This window comes from Tardiphaga sp. (genome assembly GCF_044336785.1).
Taxonomy (GTDB): Bacteria; Pseudomonadota; Alphaproteobacteria; order Rhizobiales; family Xanthobacteraceae; genus Tardiphaga.
In genome coordinates, this window is record NZ_JBIIOT010000009.1 from 26,779 (window position 1) to 46,036 (window position 19,258).

General features: G+C 62.4%; 19 protein-coding genes and 1 pseudogene. 6 read left to right on the forward strand and 14 right to left on the reverse strand.

Annotated elements, in window-relative coordinates:
• Positions 1-12: 12 nt before the first annotated feature.
• The 10 genes from flgG to motA all read right to left on the reverse strand — a co-directional run bounded on the left by flgG (position 13) and on the right by motA (position 6,691).
• Positions 13-801, reverse strand: coding sequence for a flagellar basal-body rod protein FlgG (gene flgG, locus ACIQ2A_RS04580; RefSeq protein WP_398476232.1), 789 nt, complete (start codon positions 799-801; stop codon positions 13-15).
• Between the two features lie 9 nt (positions 802-810).
• Entirely contained in the window at positions 811-1,137 is a 327-nt protein-coding gene (locus ACIQ2A_RS04585) for a flagellar hook-basal body complex protein FliE (protein WP_398476234.1), read from the reverse strand.
• A gap of 2 nt (positions 1,138-1,139) precedes the next feature.
• The gene (flgC, locus tag ACIQ2A_RS04590; protein WP_398476236.1) at positions 1,140-1,556 is read right to left on the reverse strand and encodes a flagellar basal body rod protein FlgC; all 417 of its coding nucleotides are present in this window, start codon (positions 1,554-1,556) and stop codon (positions 1,140-1,142) included.
• 11 nt (positions 1,557-1,567) lie between these two features.
• Positions 1,568-1,945 (reverse strand): flagellar basal body rod protein FlgB, encoded by a 378-nt coding sequence (gene flgB / locus ACIQ2A_RS04595; RefSeq protein ID WP_398476238.1) that lies wholly within the window; start codon positions 1,943-1,945, stop codon positions 1,568-1,570.
• Positions 1,946-2,030: 85 nt separating this feature from the next.
• The gene (gene flhB / locus ACIQ2A_RS04600; protein ID WP_398476241.1) at positions 2,031-3,110 is read right to left on the reverse strand and encodes a flagellar biosynthesis protein FlhB; all 1,080 of its coding nucleotides are present in this window, start codon (positions 3,108-3,110) and stop codon (positions 2,031-2,033) included.
• Between the two features lie 12 nt (positions 3,111-3,122).
• On the reverse strand, positions 3,123-4,157 hold the full coding sequence (locus ACIQ2A_RS04605; protein ID WP_398476243.1) for a flagellar motor switch protein FliG: 1,035 nt from the start codon (positions 4,155-4,157) through the stop codon (positions 3,123-3,125).
• Positions 4,158-4,169: 12 nt separating this feature from the next.
• Positions 4,170-4,559 carry a flagellar motor switch protein FliN gene (gene fliN / locus ACIQ2A_RS04610; protein WP_398476245.1) on the reverse strand — a complete coding sequence of 130 codons (390 nt, stop codon included), beginning with the start codon at positions 4,557-4,559 and terminating at the stop codon, positions 4,170-4,172.
• 35 nt (positions 4,560-4,594) lie between these two features.
• A complete protein-coding gene (locus tag ACIQ2A_RS04615) occupies positions 4,595-4,873 on the reverse strand; it encodes a hypothetical protein (RefSeq protein WP_398476247.1) in 279 nt (92 codons plus the stop codon).
• Positions 4,854-5,786 carry a FliM/FliN family flagellar motor switch protein gene (locus ACIQ2A_RS04620; RefSeq protein WP_398476249.1) on the reverse strand — a complete coding sequence of 311 codons (933 nt, stop codon included), beginning with the start codon at positions 5,784-5,786 and terminating at the stop codon, positions 4,854-4,856. The genes ACIQ2A_RS04615 and ACIQ2A_RS04620 overlap by 20 nt, the downstream gene beginning before the upstream one ends.
• Positions 5,786-6,691: a flagellar motor stator protein MotA gene (gene motA / locus ACIQ2A_RS04625; RefSeq protein ID WP_398476251.1), complete on the reverse strand. Its 906-nt coding sequence runs from the start codon at positions 6,689-6,691 to the stop codon at positions 5,786-5,788. Before motA ends, ACIQ2A_RS04620 begins: the two co-directional genes overlap by 1 nt.
• Before the next feature lie 148 nt (positions 6,692-6,839).
• Here motA and flgF point away from each other — a divergent pair, with 148 nt between their 5' ends.
• The 3 genes from flgF to ACIQ2A_RS04640 all read left to right on the forward strand — a co-directional run bounded on the left by flgF (position 6,840) and on the right by ACIQ2A_RS04640 (position 12,332).
• Positions 6,840-7,613: a flagellar basal-body rod protein FlgF gene (flgF, locus tag ACIQ2A_RS04630; protein ID WP_398476253.1), complete on the forward strand. Its 774-nt coding sequence runs from the start codon at positions 6,840-6,842 to the stop codon at positions 7,611-7,613.
• A 27-nt stretch (positions 7,614-7,640) separates the two neighbouring features.
• Entirely contained in the window at positions 7,641-8,972 is a 1,332-nt protein-coding gene (gene fliI, locus ACIQ2A_RS04635; RefSeq protein ID WP_398476255.1) for a flagellar protein export ATPase FliI, read from the forward strand.
• Positions 8,973-9,113: 141 nt separating this feature from the next.
• The gene (locus ACIQ2A_RS04640; RefSeq protein WP_398476258.1) at positions 9,114-12,332 is read left to right on the forward strand and encodes a tetratricopeptide repeat protein; all 3,219 of its coding nucleotides are present in this window, start codon (positions 9,114-9,116) and stop codon (positions 12,330-12,332) included.
• 179 nt (positions 12,333-12,511) lie between these two features.
• Here the strand turns inward: ACIQ2A_RS04640 and ACIQ2A_RS04645 are convergent, their stop codons facing one another.
• The gene (locus ACIQ2A_RS04645) at positions 12,512-12,964 is read right to left on the reverse strand and encodes a DUF4174 domain-containing protein (protein WP_398476260.1); all 453 of its coding nucleotides are present in this window, start codon (positions 12,962-12,964) and stop codon (positions 12,512-12,514) included.
• Positions 12,965-13,193: 229 nt separating this feature from the next.
• Here ACIQ2A_RS04645 and ACIQ2A_RS04650 point away from each other — a divergent pair, with 229 nt between their 5' ends.
• Positions 13,194-13,412: a hypothetical protein gene (locus ACIQ2A_RS04650; protein ID WP_398476262.1), complete on the forward strand. Its 219-nt coding sequence runs from the start codon at positions 13,194-13,196 to the stop codon at positions 13,410-13,412.
• 23 nt (positions 13,413-13,435) lie between these two features.
• Here the strand turns inward: ACIQ2A_RS04650 and ACIQ2A_RS04655 are convergent, their stop codons facing one another.
• Both ACIQ2A_RS04655 and ACIQ2A_RS04660 read right to left on the reverse strand, forming a co-directional pair.
• Positions 13,436-14,587: a diguanylate cyclase domain-containing protein gene (locus ACIQ2A_RS04655; protein ID WP_398476264.1), complete on the reverse strand. Its 1,152-nt coding sequence runs from the start codon at positions 14,585-14,587 to the stop codon at positions 13,436-13,438.
• Positions 14,588-14,750: 163 nt separating this feature from the next.
• The gene (locus tag ACIQ2A_RS04660; protein ID WP_398476267.1) at positions 14,751-15,080 is read right to left on the reverse strand and encodes a GCG_CRPN prefix-to-repeats domain-containing protein; all 330 of its coding nucleotides are present in this window, start codon (positions 15,078-15,080) and stop codon (positions 14,751-14,753) included.
• Positions 15,081-15,426: 346 nt separating this feature from the next.
• On the opposite strand from ACIQ2A_RS04660, the pseudogene ACIQ2A_RS04665 reads away from it, so the two are divergent.
• A pseudogene (locus tag ACIQ2A_RS04665) lies at positions 15,427-16,098 on the forward strand (spermidine synthase); the annotation flags it as partial.
• 299 nt (positions 16,099-16,397) lie between these two features.
• On the opposite strand, the gene ACIQ2A_RS04670 reads toward ACIQ2A_RS04665, so the two are convergent.
• A complete protein-coding gene (locus ACIQ2A_RS04670) occupies positions 16,398-17,393 on the reverse strand; it encodes a Bug family tripartite tricarboxylate transporter substrate binding protein (RefSeq protein WP_398476269.1) in 996 nt (331 codons plus the stop codon).
• A gap of 226 nt (positions 17,394-17,619) precedes the next feature.
• Between ACIQ2A_RS04670 and ACIQ2A_RS04675 the strand changes: the two genes are divergently transcribed.
• Entirely contained in the window at positions 17,620-19,197 is a 1,578-nt protein-coding gene (locus tag ACIQ2A_RS04675) for an AMP-binding protein (RefSeq protein WP_398476271.1), read from the forward strand.
• The last annotated feature ends 61 nt before the right edge of the window (positions 19,198-19,258 follow it).

Below are 19,258 nucleotides of genomic sequence, written 5' to 3' on the forward strand. Positions count from 1 at the left end.
CGGCATCATGCGTTAGCGAAGGCCCTTCGAGACGGTGGAAGCCATCTCGTCGGCGGCCTGGATGACCTTGGAGTTCATCTCGTAGGACCGCTGCGCCGATATCAGCTCGGTGATTTCCTTCACCGGATCGACATTCGAGTTCTCGAGATAACGCTGATGCAGCTTGCCGTAGCCGATGTCCCCGGCGAAGCCGACGACCGGCACGCCCGACGACAGCGTTTCACGATAAAGGTTGCCGCCGAGCGGTTCGAGACCGGATTCATTGGCGAAGTTCGCCAGCTGCATCTGCCCGATCTGAACCGGCGCGACTTCACCATCGATCTTGGCGTAGATCTGTCCGGACTCGTTGATGATGACATCCACCGCATTCGCCGGAACGACGACCGCTGGATTCACCAGATAGCCGTCCGGCGACACCAGCTGTCGGTTTTCATTCAGGTTAAACGCACCGGCACGCGTATAGAGCGTCTCCCCATTGGGACCTGCGATCTGGAACCAGCCGCGCCCGTTGATCGCGAGATCATAGGTGTTGCCGGTCTGCGCCATGGCACCCTGGATGTGCAACTTTCGCACGGCGGCGGAGCGCACGCCGAGGCCGAGCTTGGCGCCTTCCGGCACGGCACCTTCGCCGGCGCGGTTCGGCACGCCCTGCGCGCGGTCGATCTGGTAGAACAGATCGGTGAATTCCGCCCGCGATCGCTTGTAGGATGTGGTGTTGATGTTCGCGATATTGTTCGCGATCACTTCCACATTGAGTTGCTGCGCACCCATGCCGGTGGCAGCGATAGCAAGTGCTCTCATGATCGAACCTCAAATCGCCATTCGGCTGACTTCTTGATAGGCCTGAACGACCTTGTCGCGGACAGCCACCGCCATCTGCAACGACCGTTCCGCCGACATCACCGCTTCGACCACTTTCTGCGCCGAGAGCTTACCCTGGATGGACTGGATCGAGGCGGCTTCGCCAGCCTTCATCGAGCCGATGGAATCCGCTGCGACCTGTTCCAGCACATTGTTGAAGCCCATGCCTGCGGAAGCGGGCTGCGCCGTCGGCACCGCACTGCTGGTCTTGAAGACGTCGCTCGTCTTTGCGAGTTCGCCAGCGCTGCTGACAACCGACGATACGGAATCAAGCATATTCAGCTCCTCAGGAGATCGATGGTCATCGACACCATCGAGCGGACTTGTTTGATGACCTGCAGATTGGCTTCATAGGATCGGTTGGTTTCCCGCATGTCGCCCATCTCGATGAGCGAATTCACGTTGGGAAACTTCACATAGCCCGACGCATCCGCCGCAGGATGTCCGGGTTCATAATCGACGCGGAACGGCGCCTGGTCGGTGCCGATGTCCTTGACCTTGACCATGCGCACACCGGCCGCGCGATCCATTTCTGCCGTGAACGTCGTGGTCTTTCGGCGATACGGATCAGAGCCAGGCGTGCGGCCTGTCGCATTCGCATTGGCGATGTTTTCCGACACGACGCGCAGACGCGTGGACTGCGCTTCGAGGCCGGAGCTCGCGATCTGAGTCGATGCCTGCAATGGATCGATCATGGCTTTCTCCGTCAGGACTTCATGCTGGTCATGAACATGCGATGGAAGGACTTCACGATCGCCGTATTCAAGGAGTAGTCGCGATTGATATCGCCCGCCTTGAGCATCTCCTGTTCGAGGCTGACCGAGTTGCCGGAATGCACCGTCTCCCAGGTCTTTTCCTTGCGCATGGCCTGCGCTTCGACGCGCGATCCAGTGGTGATATGCATCGGCGACGTCACCGTCACCGGCACCACTTTGGCATCGAGGATCTTGTTGAATGGCTCGATATCCCGGGCACGATAGCCCGGCGTATTGGCATTGGCGACATTCGCCGAGACCGAGGCCTGTCGCAGTGACAGCCATCGCTCATGCGACGAGGCGAGGTCCATTAGATAGACGGGTCCCACATTGTCCCCACGGTTCAAGATTCGTTAGTATTGGTTTACGGATGGAAACTTGTCTGGGGCTTGAGGTGCGCGACCGGGCACACGCTCATGCATTCTTCTTCTGCTGCTTGCGCGAGTGCAGGAAGTAGATGATCTCCGCAACGGGACGGAAGAACTCGGCCGGAATCATGCGATCGATCTGCGCGACGTCATACATCGAGCGCGCCAGTGCCTTGTCCTCGACGACAGGCACGTCATTCTTCTCGGCAATTTCCCTGATCTTCAACGCGATCAGATCCTGCCCCTTGGCTAGCACCGTGGGTGCCGCATCTTCGCCTTGCGTATATTTCAACGCGATTGCGAAGTGAGTTGGATTGGCGATCACCAAAGTTGCCTTGGGCACCGCGGCCAGCATCGTGTTGCGTGCACGGTCGCGCGCCAGCGAGCGCATGCGAGACTTGAGGATGGGATCACCTTCAGCCTGCTTGAACTCATCCTTCACTTCCTGCTTGGTCATGCGCATTTCGCGTCGCCAGTGGAAGCGCGCCCAGACCAGATCGAGCGACACCAGCACGATGGTGGCAATGCTGATCGCCGAGACGAGACGCATCGCCGTCGTCAGGACGAGCTCCGGAACGGCAGTCGGATCGCTGAACAATGCATTCACGGCCACGGCCTCCTCTGCGCGCAGGACGATCGACACGACCAGGCTGATGGCGATGAATTTGAAGACCGATTTGGCAAACTCGACACGTCCCTGTGCGCCAAAAATCCGCTCGAAGCCTTTCATGATCGAAATACGTTCGAGTTTCGGTTCGATACGATCGAACACGAGTTGCGGTGCGTTTTGCAGGAACGACGACGCCAGACCAGCCAGCAAGAGAACAATGACGATGGGAATGATCAGCTCCGCCATGGCCATTCCGACTGTCGAGAAGAACGCAACTGCATCCGCGCTGTTACGAAGGCGGATACCCGATGGATCATCGAGCAGTCTGGCGAGCGAATAAGTGAGCTTCCGCACATTGTCGGACATCAGGAAGCTCATGATGATCAATAGCGCAAGCATCGAGGCGAAGATCGGCGCTTCACGCGAAACAGGGATTTGCCCCTTCTCGACGGAGTCACGGACCTTCTTCTCGGTCGCCTCTTCTGTTTTGCTATCCTTTTCGGGCGCCTCGGACACTGCAATCTATCTTCAGGTGAAAAATGGCTGGTCGTCCTGATCGGGATTGAGCTCGATCTCGCCGCGGCCGGCCATATCGAGCGCAAGATCCGTAATCGCGCGACGTGCATCGAGAATTTCGCGCTGGTTGGATGGAATTCCACTCGACAATTCGTGCTCGACCAGGCGGCGGGTACGTCCCGCCAGCGAGGACAGGATGAGTTCGCGGAAACTGGCTTCCGACCCCTTCAGCGCCATCACCGTCCGATCGGTCGGCACCTGATCGAAAATCAGCATGCGCGCCTTTGCTGTCAGCTTCACGATATCGTCGAAGGTGAAGAGCATGCCCTTCAGGATTTCCGCCGACTTCGGCCGCGATTCCGTCAGGCTCTTCAGCGACTCCTCCATCTGCGCGCGCTCCATCTTGTTGATGATGTCGGCCATGCGCGGATAGGTATCGGACGCCAGGTTGCGGGCGAAATTGATCATGAAGTCTTCATGCATCGTCTTTTCGATGATGCTCATGGCATCCTCGACCACCGGTTTGAGACTGAGCATTCGTCGCATCAGGTCATGGCGGATATCAGGCGGGAGGTGGCTCATCACCCGCGCCGCGCAGGCCGGCTTGACGCGCGATAGAATGAGCGCCGCGGTCTGCGGATGCTCCTTCAGCAGGTAATTTGCAAGCAGACCTTCGGAGACGAGCGAGATGCGCTCCCACACCGATTTGGTCTTGTTACCCAGCACTTCGGATATGATGTCTGTGATCTGATCGGGCGGCAGAACGCCGTTCAGAAGCTTCTCGAGTTCACCGACCGTGCCGAAGATATTCGGCCCTTGCGAGAAGTTCTGCGCGAACTCCTCGATGATCGCTTCCAGCTCCGATGTCGAGATCGGCTTCAGTTCCGCGGCAGCCCGCGTTACGAGCTTGATTTCGTCGGGATCCAGTTCCTTGAGGATCCCCCCGGAAAGGTCACGGCCCATGGCCAGCAGAAGCACAGCAGCCTTCTCCGTGCCGCCGAGAGGCTTTACGGAGGTGCTACGCTTGACGGGTGCATTGAATGCCATGGGTGGGACCTATCAGGCGTCCGGATCTCCGGCCATGCCACCGACGATTTCCGTCAGCGACACGCCGAAACGCGAATTTTCATCTTCCACCACGACCACGGCGCCACGCGCCACGATGCGGCCATTGACGACCACCTCGACCGGCTCGCCGACACGATGATCGAGCGGAATCACAGCGCCACGGCCAAGCTTCATCAGATCGGCCACCGGCATGGTGGCGGAGCCGAGCAGCACCTGGACGGTGACGGGAATACGCAGGATCGGCTCGATATTCGTCAGTCGACTGGTCTCTTCGGCCGCGCGGGCAGCGAGATCCGCCAACTTGCCGAACGACGTATTCTCAACACCGAGCGCGTCGGACGTCGCCGTGGCCGCCGGATCTGCTTCGTATGATTGCTTCATGGTCCCCTGCCTTCTGAAAATGAATTCGGACTAGCTCAAGCCGGATTGGTGTTGCGCGCATCGATCTCGGCGATCGTCCGTCGCGCTTCGTCGATCTTGTCGCCGAGCGCATGGACCATCTGCCGTCCGTCTGAGCTGAATTCGCGCACCATCAGGACCATGTCATCGACCGTCTCGTTGGTCTTCTCGAGTACAGCCGTGAACTCGCTGTGATGCGCGCGCAACCGCACCAGTTCACGATGCATCTTGGTGACGCGGACGCTTGTGAACAGCAGCGCGGCGAACAGAATGATGTCAACGACTGAGGATATCATCGATGAACTCCCGCTTCTGATCCCCGGACTCCTTGACCTGCAGCGAATAGACGCCGTTCATCTGGCCAAGCTGGCACCAGAACAGCCGCTGCTCGTTGCATTCGAGCCGCACCAGCGTGTCCGGCGTGGCATTCAGCTGCAGCACCTGGCCGACCTTGAAATTGGCGACCTCGCCGAGCGTAAACTGCCGCTCCTCCAGGATCGCCTTCAGCGTGACTTCGGTGCGCTTGATCTCGCTATGCAGCTGGCGGCTCCACTTCGGATCGGTCGATGCCGATTCGCCGGAGACGATCTGCGACATCGCGGTGCGGATCGGATTGAGCGCCGCATGCGGAATGACGATGAACATCTCGCCGCCGCGATCGAGCCCCTGAAGCAGGATCTTGGAGCAGACCGCCATATTGTTGAGACGGCCGATCGCCAGATAATCCATGCGCGTTTCGACGCGCTCCAGATTGAAGGTGACTTCGGTCGCTCGCTCGAATGAGGATTGCAACGCCTTGCCGAAGCGCTCGAACAGCGCTTGCGCCACGTGCAGCTCCACATTCGAGAACACACGCGGCATGTCGAGCGGCGGCTCGCCGCCATCGGCCCCGAAAAGAAGTTCGATCATCGTATAGACGAAATCGCGATCGAAGCCGATCAGCACGCGCGCGTCCCATGCCTGCGCATAGAACACCGCGGCGATTGCCTCGCCCTCGTGGCGGTCCAGAATATCCGACAACCGCTCGCTGCCGACGCTCATCAGCGAGAAGTACGATTGCGACGGCGACATCGAGCGCAGGCTTTCCGCGCACAGATTTGTCATCGTATCGAAGATCACATGCAGCATCGGCATGCGTTCGACGGAAATACCCGCAGCGCCGAGAAGCTGGTCTGATCCCTGATCGCGGCCTGCCTTGACGTCCGACATCAACCGCGTGCTCCTGCTTTAGCTGGCGCCTCGGCCGCATCGGCCTTGGGCGGGCCGCCATTGATTGTCTCGCTCTCCACCACATCGATGGACGGACGATCGGCCGGACCGATCATCTTGCGACCATGCTCGATCGCGATCTGCGGCAATGCGCCGTTCATGAAGGCCAGCAACGACTGCTTGACGATCACATACATCCGGGCGCGCTGCTCACGCACCATCTTCACCTTGAGCGCCAGCGGCGCGACGATACCGTAAGACAGGAAGATGCCGACGAAGGTGCCGACCAGCGCGGCGCCGATGAAGCCACCGAGCAGCTTGGGCGACTGATCGAGCGCGCCCATCGCCTTGATGACGCCGAGCACGGCGGCGACGATGCCGAGCGCGGGCAGCCCCTCTGCGATCATCATCAGCGCGTTGTACGGCTTCAGCTTGCTGCGAACGATGGTTTCGATTTCCTCGTCCATCAACGCCTCGATCTCATGGGTGCGCGCGCTGCCCATGACGATCAGGCGGAAATAGTCGCAGATGAATGCCGTCAACGGCTCGTTCGCCAGCACGGTCGGGAACGACGTGAAGATTTCCGAATTCGGGGGATCGTCGATATGCGCCTCGACCTCGTTGCGGCCCTTGTTGCGCACCTCGCGCATCAAGGTGTGCATCAGCCCGAGCAGATCGAGATAATGCCGCTGCTTGGGCACATCGACCGTAATCGCCTGGATGGTTGCCTTGCCTGTGTCGATCACGGTTTTCCAGGGATTGGCGACGACGAAGGTACCGGCCGACATCCCCATGATGATGACGAATTCCCAGGGCTGCCAGATCACCGCGAGATGCCCGCCCATCGCAACATAGCCGCCGATCAGACTGGCGAGTGTGATGATGACACCAATGAGAACGTTCAAGCGCACCGCTCCAATTTGAGGATGCCCCCGTGTAGGCAGTGATGCTTGCACGAGGCTGACATGCGCCGGTTCCGGCCAGCCCCGGACAAGCCTGCTCGCCGAGTTTCACATCCAGTCGCGCATGCGAAGCTGAAACCCGGAATCCAAGATGCAATCTGCGCTCTATGTCAGCCTTTCGGCCCAGGTCTCGCTCGAAAAGCGGCTCACCACCATCGCCAACAACATGGCGAATATGAAAACGGCGGCGTTTCGCGCCGATGCCGTAAAATTCGAGACCGCGATGTCACGCGCCGCCACCCAGCCGGTCGCGTTTTCCTCGCCCGGCGAGAACTTCATCTCGCGCAAGGAAAGCGCCGTCACGCAGACCGGAAATCCACTTGATGTCGCGATCGCCGGCAACAGCATGGCCGCTTATCCCGGCGGCCCCGATCCCGGCGCCACCACCTGGATGGCGTTCCAGGGTCCCACCGGCACGGTCTATACCCGCGACGGCCGCATGCAGATGGACATCAACGGCCAGCTCCGCAATCTCGCCGGCTTCCCTGTGCTCGACTCCGGCGGTACACCGATCATGATCGATCCCGATGGCGGCCCGGTGACCATCGCGCGCGACGGCACCATCGCCCAGGGCGTCAATCAGGTCGGCCAGCTCGGCCTGTTCGATATCGCCTCGGATGCGAAGCTGGAGCGGTTCGGCAATTCCGGCGTGATCCCGGACAAGCCGGCCACCGCTGCGCTCGATTTCGTCACCGTCGGCTTCCAGCAAGGTTTTGTCGAAGGATCGAATGTCGATCCGCTCTCCGAGCTCACGCAGATGATGATGGCGACAAAGACCTTCCAGAATGTGAGTTCGCTGATCCAGGATTCCGAGAGCTCGGTTCAGAACGCCATTCGCACCCTCGGCGATCCGGCCAAGGCCTGACGCTGACTGCAAGGCTGGGAGTTTCAGATGAACGCGCTCGAACGGCTCGAATCCACCATCTCGGTGCTGCGCAAGGATGTGCCCGTGGTCCGCGTCGGAGGTCTCGTCTCCGAGGTGACCTCGACGCATTTCCGCGTGGCCGGCCTCGCGCGCCACGTCAAGCTCGGCGAACTGATCGGACTTGAGATCGACAAGCGGGTTCATCTCAGCGAGGTCGTGCGCATCGATAGCGACGGTGTCACCGCCAAACCGTTCGAATCGAATATCGCGGCCGGCCTCGGCCTGCCGGCCTTCCGCATGCCGCCAAAAGCGCTCACACCGCATCCCGGCTGGAAAGGCCGCGTCATCAACGCGCTCGGCGAACCGCTCGACGGCCTCGGCCACATGCCGGTGGGCGACCGCGCGATGCATACGGATAGCGATCCGCCGCCGGCCTTGAAGCGCGCGCGTGTCACCGCCCCCTTGCGCACCGGCGTCAAGGTGATCGACCTCTTCACGCCGCTCTGCAAGGGCCAGCGCATCGGCATCTTTGCCGGCTCCGGCGTCGGCAAGACGACGCTGCTCTCGATGCTGGCCCGCAGCACCGGCTTCGACACCGTGGTCACCGCGCTGGTGGGCGAACGCGGCCGCGAAGTGCGCGAATTCCTCGAAGAGTCGCTGGTGCACCACAAGACGCGCGCCGTCACCGTGGTCTCCACGTCGGACGAAAGCCCGATGATGCGGCGCCTGGCGCCGAAGACGGCCATGACCATCGCCGAATATTTCCGCGATCGCGGCGAATCCGTCCTGCTGATCGTCGATTCCGTGACGCGCTTCGCCCATGCCTCGCGCGAAGTGGCGCTGGCCACCGGCGAGCCCGCCATCGCCCGCGGTTATGCGCCGAGCGTGTTCAGCGAATTGCCTCGCCTGCTCGAACGGTCCGGTCCCGGCCTTGAAGGCCGGGGCAACATCACCGGCGTGTTCGCCGTGCTGGTGGATGGCGATGATCACAACGAACCCGTGGCCGACACCGTGCGCGGCACGCTGGACGGCCATATCGTGCTCGATCGCGATGTCGCCGATCAGGGCCGATATCCCGCGGTGAATGTCCTCGCCTCGGTCTCGCGTCTCGGCCAGCATGTGTGGTCGCCGGAGGAAGCGACGCTGGTGCGCAAGCTACGCGCCATGATCGCACGCTTTGAAGATACGCGCGACCTGCGCCTGATGGGCGGCTATCAGCCCGGCCGCGACGCCGAACTCGATCAGGCCGTCAATCTGGTGCCGAAGATCTACGATGTGCTTGGCCAGCTTCCTGCCGAGCCGCCTTGCGACGAACCGTTCCAGGAACTGCTCTCCGTCATCAAGAGCGCGATTGGCTGATCGCGCAGCGTCTCCTTTCATCCAACTGTCGTCATTCGCGGCGCGCTCTCATGGCGCGCCGCGTTGCATGGCTCGCGCCATGTTGCGGCCTCAGATGACCGCGATGACGAAAGGAATGCAGATAAAGGGAGCGTTCGAGGCATGCGATTCAGCCGGACCATCCGTTTCGCTTTTGTCGTCGCTATCAGCCTCTCAGCTATCCCGCCGGGCAATGCCGGCCAGCAGGACATGCTGGCGCTCATGCAGCGCATCACGGCGCTTGCCAAGGAGGGCCGCTATGGCGATGCCATTCCGCTGGCCCGCAAGCTCACCGTCGAGGCCGAAAAGACCGCCGGCCGCCAATCGCCGCTGACGGCCACCACTTATGTCGTGCTCGCGCAGGCCCTGCAGGCGCAAGGCGAACTCACCGAGGCCGAAACCAATCTGCGCAAGGCGCTGGCCATCCGCGAAAAAGCGATGGGCCCGACCCATGCGGAGGTTGCTGCCGTGCTCGGCCAGCTTGGCCAGATCGCCTTTGCACGCGACCGCCTGGCGGACGCCGAGCACTATGCGCAACGCGCCGTCGCCATCAATGAGCGCAGCTCCGGCGCCGACAGCACGGCCACCGCATTATCGCGGATGCAGCTCGGCAATATCCGCCATCGCCAGCTGCGCGAGGACGAGGCCTTCGAGATTTTCAGCCGAGCGCTGGCGAGCTTCAAGGCGGCCGGTGCGCAAGCCGAGATCATGGTGCCGGTGGCGCTCAACAACATGGCCGAAGTCGCCAAGGCGCAAGGCAAACTGCAGATCGCCGACGACCAATTCCGCGAAGCCCTGGCGCTGCAGCAAAAGCTGCACGGCCCGGACAATCTCCAGGTCGCCGCGACGCTCAATAATCTCGGCGAACTCCGCCGCATGCAGGAGCGCCTGCCGGAGGCCGAAGACCTCGCCCGCCGCGCTCTCGCGATCCGCGAAAAATCCCTCGGCCCCGATCACGCCGATGTCGCCGCCAGCCTCAACAATCTCGCCATCATTTTCACCCGCCAGCGCCGCGCCACCGAGGCCGAAGGTCTGCTGACCCGCGCACTGGCGATCCAGCAGAAATCCTTCGGCCCGGATCACCCCAATGTGGCCATTGCGCTGAACAATCTCGCCGAAGCCAAGTCCGGTGCCGGCCAGAAGAAAGAAGCCGAAGAGCTGTTCCGCCGCTCTCTTGCCATCCGCGAGAAGAGCGCCGGCCGCGACCATGCCGAAACTGCGACAGCCATCGACAATCTCGTCAACCTGCTCACGAACGATAACCGTGCCAGTGAGGCCGAACCTTTGGCCCGTCGTTCGCTTGCGATCCGCGAAGCCGCCCTCGGCCCGCGCCATCCGCGCGTCGCGGGCAGCCTCAACAATCTCGCGGTGGTGCTCGATACGCTCGGCAATGCCCATGAATCCGAACCGCTGCTGAAGCGTGCACTGGAGATCCGCATCGCCACCCTCGGCGACGGCCACCCCGATGTCGCCAACAGCTACAACAATCTCGGCGCCCATTATCTCGATGTCAGGGACTGGCAGCAGGCCAACGACGCCTTCGCCCGCTCGGCAGCGATCCTGATCGCGCGCAACGCCACCGATGCCGGCGATGCGTCACCCGGCAGTGATCTCGGTTTCAAGGACGGCACCAATCCCTTTCCCGGTGCCATCGTCGCCGCCTATCAGCTCGCCGACGCCGCGCCGGCTCAGCAGGTCGCCTTGCGGGCACAGGCCTTCGACAACGCACAACGCATCGGCGACGAACAGGCGGCCAAGGCGATTGCCGGCATGTCCGCCCGCGTCGCGGCCGGTGGTGGTGATCTCTCCGCCAAAGTGCGGCAGCGACAGGATCTCGCCGATCAGGCTGTTGCCAACGATCAGCTCTTGATATCAGCGCTCTCGCAGCCGGCGTCCGCTCGCAATCAGCAGACCGAACAAGCCATCCTCACCCGTGCCGCAGCAATCACGAGCCAGATCAAGGATCTCGACCGCACCATCGCCGCGCAATTCCCGGATTACGCGACATTCGTCACCCGCACGCCGATTGCGCTGGCGGATGTGCAGAAGCAACTTGGTCCGAAGGAAGCCCTGCTGCTCTTCACCACCACCGAGCGTTTCACCTTCGTCTGGACGGTGACCAAATCCGATATCCGCTGGCATGCCGCACCGCTCGGCGCAAAGCAGCTCACCGACACCGTGCGCATCCTGCGCTGTGGTCTCGATGACGAAGCCTGGCTCGGCAAGGCCAGCGACTGCACGGACAAATACGGCTTGAAGAAGCCACCGGGCGGCGGCCAGCTGCCGTTCGACAATGACCGCGCCTATGGCCTCTATCACGCGCTGCTCGAGCCGGTCGCAAAGGAGATCGACGGCAAGGAACTGATCCTGGTGCCATCCGGCCCGCTGGCGACGCTGCCATTCCAGGTGTTGCTCACCGAGCGCCCGCCGAATGGGCCGCAAGCCTTTGCCGATATGCCGTGGCTCGCCAAGCGCTTTGCCAGCACCGTGTTGCCGTCGGTGTCGAGCCTGACATCGCTGCGCCAGGTGGCAAAATCGAGCCGCGCGCAAAAGCCCTATATCGGCATCGGCAATCCCCTCCTCGATGGCGGCGATGCCGAGCGTGCAAAGCTGGCGCGCCAGTTCCAGAGCTGTGCGGCGATCATGGAGGCGCGGCAGGACCAGCTTGCCCAGCGCAAGGTGCAGGCCGCCTTCTCCCTCACCGGAGGCACTGCCGATCTCGACCAGCTCAAGCGCCTCGCACCGCTGCCGGAGACAGCCATCGAGCTCTGCGCCGTGGCCGAGCGCTTCTCGCCGGTGCGCGGCGACGTCTATCTCGCCAGTGCGGCTACCGAGACGAATATCAAATCGCTGAATGCTGGCGGACAGCTCGCGCAATATCGCGTGTTGCATTTCGCCACCCATGGCGCGCTGGCCGGCCAGGTCCGCGGCACCGTCGAGCCCGGCCTGATCATGACGCCGCCGCAACAGACCTCGCGTGATGATGACGGCTATCTGTCATCCTCGGACATTTCCGCCCTGAAGCTCGATGCCGATTGGGTGGTGCTCTCGGCATGCAACACCGCGGGCGGCGACAAGGCCAATAGCGAGGCTTTTTCAGGCCTTACCCGCGCCTTCTTCTATGCGGGCTCGCGCGCGCTGCTGGTCACCCACTGGCCGGTCAATTCGCAGGCTGCGGTTATCATCACCACCGGGACCACCAATGCGCTGGCGACCCAGCGCGATCTCGGCCGTGCCGAGGCATTCCGCCGCTCGCTGGTCAATCTGATCGGCAAAGGCGGCGCCTATGCACATCCCAGCGTCTGGGCGCCCTTCGTGCTGGTGGGGAATGGCGGGGCTTAGCGCCTTTTCAATTTAAGACGACGCACCTTCTCCACTAACTCTCCCTCATCCTGAGGAGCCGCGCGTTTGCGCGGCGTCTCGAAGGATGGGCGACACACGCCATGGTTCGAGACGCGCGCCAATGGGCGCGCTCCTCACCATGAGGACGGTGGTAGTCTCAATTCAGAACGCTCTAATAATCAGCCGCCGGCCCGGCTCTGCTTCTGCATCTCGTCCCGGCGCATCGGCATCGCATCGATACGGCCGAAGATGTCCTGAGCGGCAAGCGGATCGTTGGCGGCGAAAGCAGTGTTGCCGTCCTTGCCGACAAGGAAGACACGGAATTCATTGCCATCGGTCGCGAGCCGCTTGCGCAACTGGCGGGCTTGATGCCCGTCGCCCACCGCTTCCATCAGCACGATATTGCGCTCGAACATGCCGCCCGATGCAGCTTCCAGGTTCCGGCGTTGAACACGCAGCTCGCCGTCTTGCGACGATGGCGCGACCAGGACCAGTACACGGCTCTTCCAGCGCAGGCCGGCCAGCGGATCGGCTTTGGCCGGCGTGGCCATGGCCAGTGCGGCACAGGCGCTGACAGTCAGAGCAATAGCGGTACGACCGCCCAAGGCGGTGCGACGAAAAAAACGGTTCATGGCGATGTCCCCTGCCGTCATTGCGGCATCTCCTGCGCCCGCCTCCAAGCATGACGCATTTTCAACCGGCTTACACCGCCTTTGTTTCATTCCCGCGTCAGCACGAAACAAAAGGCCGCATCGACGAAGCCGTTTTCGGTTGCGACGCCAACGCCCGGAAACCCGACATGGTTATCAAGCCATCCAACGACGCAGCGGACATCGCCGCAGACCTCAGATGGAGACAGCCATGCGGACCCTCAGCTTCATTCTCGCTTTCGGCTTCGCTTTCGCCGCTCCCGGCGTCAACGCAACGGCGGAAAGCAGCCTGCCCGGCGCCGGCACCTTCACCTATTCGGGCGCGCAGCTGGAGACGACCACCACCGTTGCACATCTGACGCTGACACCCCGCGGCAGGCAGTTGCCAACGAATGCGCAGGGCAGTGCGAGCAATGTCGCCCGTGGCTAATCAACACTGACGGGCTGGATCGTCTAGCCGACGTCCCGATGGCCACCGGCATCACCGCCAATGTCCTCATCCGACCATTTCCAGCGTCCGCCGCCTGCCCGCTTGGCCGCATAAAGCGCCCGATCGACCTGTTCGAGCAGGTCCGACGTGGTCGCTTCCGGATGATCCATCGCAGCGGTCACGAGAATGCCGGCGCTGGCACCGACACGGATTGCGATGTCGCCGACCAGATAGGGCATCGACAGCTCCACCACCGCTTCCCGCGCCAAGGACAGCGCCACTTCGCGGCCGAGATCGCCGCCCTGCACCCGCTTCAGCAACATGAATTCGTCGCCGCCAAAGCGGCACGCCATGCCGTCATCGCCCATGCATGCGACCAGCCGCGCGGCGACCTGTCGCAGCAATTCGTCGCCGGCATGGTGGCCATGGCGGTCGTTCACCGGCTTGAAGCCATCGAGATCGATGGCCACGATTGCCACATGGCCGCTGCCATTTTGCAGAGCCGAGACAAAAGCCGAGCGGTTCGGCAGGCCGGTGAGAAAGTCCTGGTTGGCCTGCCGCGCCAGTGCCTGCTTGGCTTCGAGACGCTCGATGAAGGCAGTGCTGAGATGGCGCGACGCCTCGCGCAGCGTCAGCCAGAACAGGAACAGCATGGTGGCGCCGATGGAATAGGACGCCTCCGGCCGCATGAACGCGCCGGTCACGATGGGCCCGAACAGCAAGGCCGCCGTCAGCAGCACGATCCAGGGGCGGATCGCCGCCCGCGACACCATGCCCACGCAAAACGACATCGCCAAGCCGAAAGCGAGCCAGGCTCCCGGCGCATCGCCGAGTTGCAACGCCCGGAATGACAACATGCCGAGCGAGGCGCCGAACGCGGCTGCGCCCGCGCCGTAGAGCCGCTCCCAGCGCACGACTCCGGCATCCGAGGCATCAGGCCCGCGCGACTTGTAGAGCTGCAGGCTGACGATCCGGCATGCTGCGGTGATGAAGACGAAAAACGAGATGATCGAATAGACGAGATCGCCGCTCATCCAGGCGAGCGCAACGCCGCCGATCACCGACGTCAGGCTGATCGCGGCAACCTGTGGCAATGCCGTATAGAGCAGCTCGACCAGCTCGCGCCGGATCTGCGGACTTGGATGGCGGAAGTTGGAACGGACAAGGCGCTGCATGGCGCCGGAACATGCCACCGGATCCCTAACAACGGGTGCTCAAGGGCGTGAAAGTGACGGGTTACGCACAACAAAAAGGCCAGCCTCGCGGCTGGCCTTGATGGATCGATCGACAGCCGATCCCACCCTGCGCCGTGCGAGCGCAGTGTGTCGGTTGCTCGACTTATGGCTTGTAGCCGCCACCCGGGAGCGGGCCGTGATACGGCGTGTTACGGCAATGGCCCCACGGACCGCGCCAGTAGCCGGGAGGGCAGCCGTTGCCGGCAACCGGGGCTTCCTGATAGTAGCCGCCCGGAAGCGGACCGTAATACGGCGTGGTGCGGCAACCGCCCCACGGACCGCGCCAGGCATTGGGACCGCAGCCGCCGGACACCTGGATCACCTGCGCTTCAACAGCGAGGCTCTGGCCGATCATCGGCGCAGCACTGGCCTGCGTCGAAACGATGAACATGGCGACAAGGCACGCCGCCATGACGTGAAGTAGCTTGGTCATTCTATTCCTCTTTGATTGGAGACAATCATCAGCCCCGACCAATGCACTTCCCGTTTGCGACGGTTGCTACTTGAAAGTGCGTTTGTCTGCGATCTTGCATAGAACCCCATTTTACCTTTGGCAATTGCGATCAGCGTGTTCCGCTGCGCAACTCCATCGGTTAGTTATCTGGCCGTTAAGAAGCAGCGTTCGCGCTGCGCACTGGCGCCGATGCTGCGTCACATGCTCGCATCGCAAGCTTGTTCGTAGCTGATTGCTGAAGAACTTCGTGACAACTGCACGAATCTGGAACCAATCGAATCTGCTGCTACAAAAACGAAACCCGCACTGCTGCTGAAAGATCATCGTGCTTCCCTGGAAACTGATCGACACCACCGACGTGCCCGATGGCAATGTGCCGCTGCGCCTGATGCAGCGCGGCAAGGAGTTCACCATCAAGCTCGGCCAGAACGAGCTGATGAGCAGCCGTCTCTACGGCTCCGAAGAGGCACTGGCGACACTGACCTGTTTTCGCCTCAAGGATACGAAAGCGCCGAAGCTGCTGATCGGCGGCTATGGCATGGGCTTCACGCTGCGTGCGGCACTCAAGGTGCTGGAGCCGAAGGCGAAGGTCACCGTCGTCGAATTGCTGCCCGCCATCGTCGCATGGGCGCGCGGGCCGATGGCCGAGCTCACCGGCGACAGCTTCACGGATCCGCGCGTCAGCATCGTCGAGGGCGATGTGGTCAAGGCGATCTCATCGGCACGGGATAGCTACGATGCGATCCTGCTCGACGTCGATAACGGGCCGGAAGGCCTGACGCGCAAATCCAATGACGCGCTCTATGATCTCTCCGGCCTGCATGCGAGCCTCAACGCGCTGCGCCCCGGCGGCGTCCTTGCGGTGTGGTCTTCGTTCCCGCATCCGAAATTCACCACCCTGCTGCGCAAGGCCGGCTTCGCCACCGAAGAGATTCCGATCCGCGCCGCCGGCCCCCGCGGCGGCGCCCGGCACGTGATCTGGCTGGCGACCAAACCGAAGATGGCGCCTGCGAAAGCAGCCAAGCCGACACCTGCGAAACCTGCTGTTGCGAAAGCCAGGGTAGCGAGCAAACCACCGACAAAGCGCAAGCCAACTCCGGCCAAGAAGAAATCCTAAAAGCAAAGAAAGCCCGCGACCTCGGTCGCGGGCTTCTTGATTGAGACCTACAAACTCCGCCCTCATCCTGAGGAGCGCGCTCTTGCGCGCGTCTCGAAGGATGGCAGTACGCTCGGAGCCCAGCCATCTCATGGTTCGAGACGGCGCCAAGAGGCGCCTCCTCACCATGAGGGCCGGAGTTAATCGACCTTGAGATTGGCGGCCTTGACCACCTTCTCCCACTTCTCGGTTTCGGCCGCGATCATCTTGCCGAAGGCTTCCGGCGGCCCAATCAGCGGATCACCGCCGAGATCGATCAGCTTCGCCTTGATCGCCGGTTCAGCCAGCACTTCGTTCACCGCGGCATTGAGCTTGGCGATGATCTCCGGCGGCGTCTTCTTCGGCGCGCCCATGCCGAACAGTGCGCTGGCTTCATAGCCCGGCACGGTTTCAGCGACGGTCGGGACGTCCGGCAGCAGCGCCGACTTCTCCGTGGTGGTGACGCCGAGCGCGCGCAGATTGCCCGAGCGGATGTGCTGGATGATCGACGGCATATTGTCGAAGATCACCTGCACCTGGCCGCCGGTCATGTCGGTGATGGCCAGCGCAGCGCCGCGATAGGGCACGTGCTGCATCTTGGCGCCGGTCATCATCATGAACATCTCGCCCGACAGATGCACCGAGGTGCCGTTGCCGGAGGAGGCCATGTTCACCTTGCCCGGATTGGCTTTCACATAGGCGATGAATTCGGCGACGTTCTTGGCCGTGATGTCCTTGTTGACGGTCATCACATTGGCCGTGCGATGGAAGGCAGCGACCGGCGCGATATCACGCACGAAGTTGAAGCTCAGCTTCGAATACAGCGTGGCATTGATGTAGTTGGCCGGATTGACCAGCAGCACCGTGTAGCCATCGGGCTCCGCATTCACTACGGACTCGGTGCCGATATTGTTGCCGGCGCCCGGCTTGTTCTCGATGATGAGTTGCTGGCCCAGCTTTTCCGACAGCCGCTGGCCGATGAGGCGAGCCAGAATGTCGGTGGCGCCGCCGGGCGGATAGCCCACGACGAAGCGGATCGGCTTGTTCGGATAGGTCGACGCCTGCGCCAGAGCGGCGCTGGTGGGCACGAGAGCGGATGAGACGAATGCGGAAAAGCCAAGCGCGATCAGACCGATCGCGGCGCGACGAGAAGCCATGATTTTTATTCCCTCCAGCTGCCGCAACTTGGCGCGCGGTCAGCGTGTGTGTTGAATGGACAACACCCGTCTGTAACAAACAATTCGACTATCGACCAGTGCGGCATTACCTGCGGCGGCCGCGGATATTTGCCTGCGGCGCCGCGCGATGGCACAACATCACGACAAACAAAAACAACAAGGAAGCCGCGACGCGCATGCCCCGGCGGTTTCCGCAGGAGGACACATGCCCAATCCCGCCCTCGCGCCCGGTTCGATCAGCCCATTCGACGGCATGGATGTGCCCTGGCTGCTGCGCATGCGCGCCGAGACGCGGCGCGATCATCCCTTCATCATCTGGTCGCCCTTCGATGCGCCCGCGCGGCCCTGGACCTATGGCGAATTCCACGAGCGGGTCGGCGCGCTGGCCGCCGGCCTCGCGAAGCGCGGCATCAGGCAGGGTGATTATGTCCTGATCCATCTCGACAATTGCGTCGAGCAGCTCCTCTCATGGTTCGCCTGTGTCGAGCTCGGCGCCATCGCCGTCACCACCAACACCCGCTCCTCCGCCGCGGAAATCGAATATTTCGCCGATCATTGCGGCGCCGTCGCCGCGATCACCCAGCCATCCCTTGCCGAACTTGTCGCGGGGAATTGCAAGAACCTGCGCTGGATCGCCGTCACCTCGCACAATGCCGGCACGCCTGCCGATTCCGGCATCAAGGCCGAGCGCTTTGAGGCGCTGTTCGCCGACAGCGCCGATCGCCCGCGCCGGTCGATTGATCCCTGGGCGCATTGCAGCGTGCAATATACGTCCGGCACGACGTCACGCCCGAAGGCCGTGCTGTGGACCCATGCCAATGCGCTGTGGGGCGCCAAGATCAATGCATCCCATCAGGACCTGCATGCGTCCGACACGCATTTGACCTATCTGCCGCTGTTCCACACCAATGCGCTGGCCTATTCGATGCTGGCGACGCTGTGGGTCGGCGCCTCCATCATCCTGCAGCCGCGTTTTTCGGCCAGCCGGTTCTGGCCCACCGCGCTCACGCATCGCGCCACCTGGCTCTCCACCATCCCGTTCTGCATGAAGGCGCTGCTCGAGCACGAGGTGCCGAAACAGCATCACTTCCGCATGTGGGGTGCCTCGTTCTGCGATCCGCCGGCCTTTGCCAAATTCGGCATCAAGATCATCGGCTGGTGGGGCATGACCGAAACCATCACCCACGGCATCATCGGCGAGGTCGACCAGCCCAACACGCCCATGGCCATCGGTCGCACCGCCGCCGAATACGGCATCCGCATCACCCGTAACGACGGCACGCCCGTCGAGGTCGGCGAGACCGGCAATCTCACCATCCTGGGCACGCCGGGCCTGACGCTGTTCAAGGAGTATCTGCACAACGAGGCTGCCACGAAAGACAGCTTCGATTCCAATGGCTTCTTCATCACCGGCGATCGCGTCACGCTGCTGGAGCGCGGCTATATCAAATTCGGCGATCGCGCCAAGGACATGCTCAAGGTCGGCGGCGAGAATGTCGCCGCGTCGGAGATCGAGCAGGTGGTCATCACCGTGCCCGGCGTGCGCGAAGCCGCCGTGGTCGCGAAGAAACATCCGATGCTGGATGAGGTGCCGGTGGTGTTCATCATCCCGCACGCGGGCGTCACGAATTGTCCGCCGGCCCTGCATGACAACGTCATGTCCGCCTGCAAGAACGGTCTCGCCGATTTCAAGGTGCCGCGCGAGATCCACTTCGTCGACGACATGCCGAGATCGACCCTGGAGAAAGTGGCGAAGGCGGAGTTGCGGAAATTGCTGACTTAGCCACCGCGCTCCGCTCGTCATCCCCGCGAAAGCGGGGATCCAGCAAACGCAGATTTCGGCG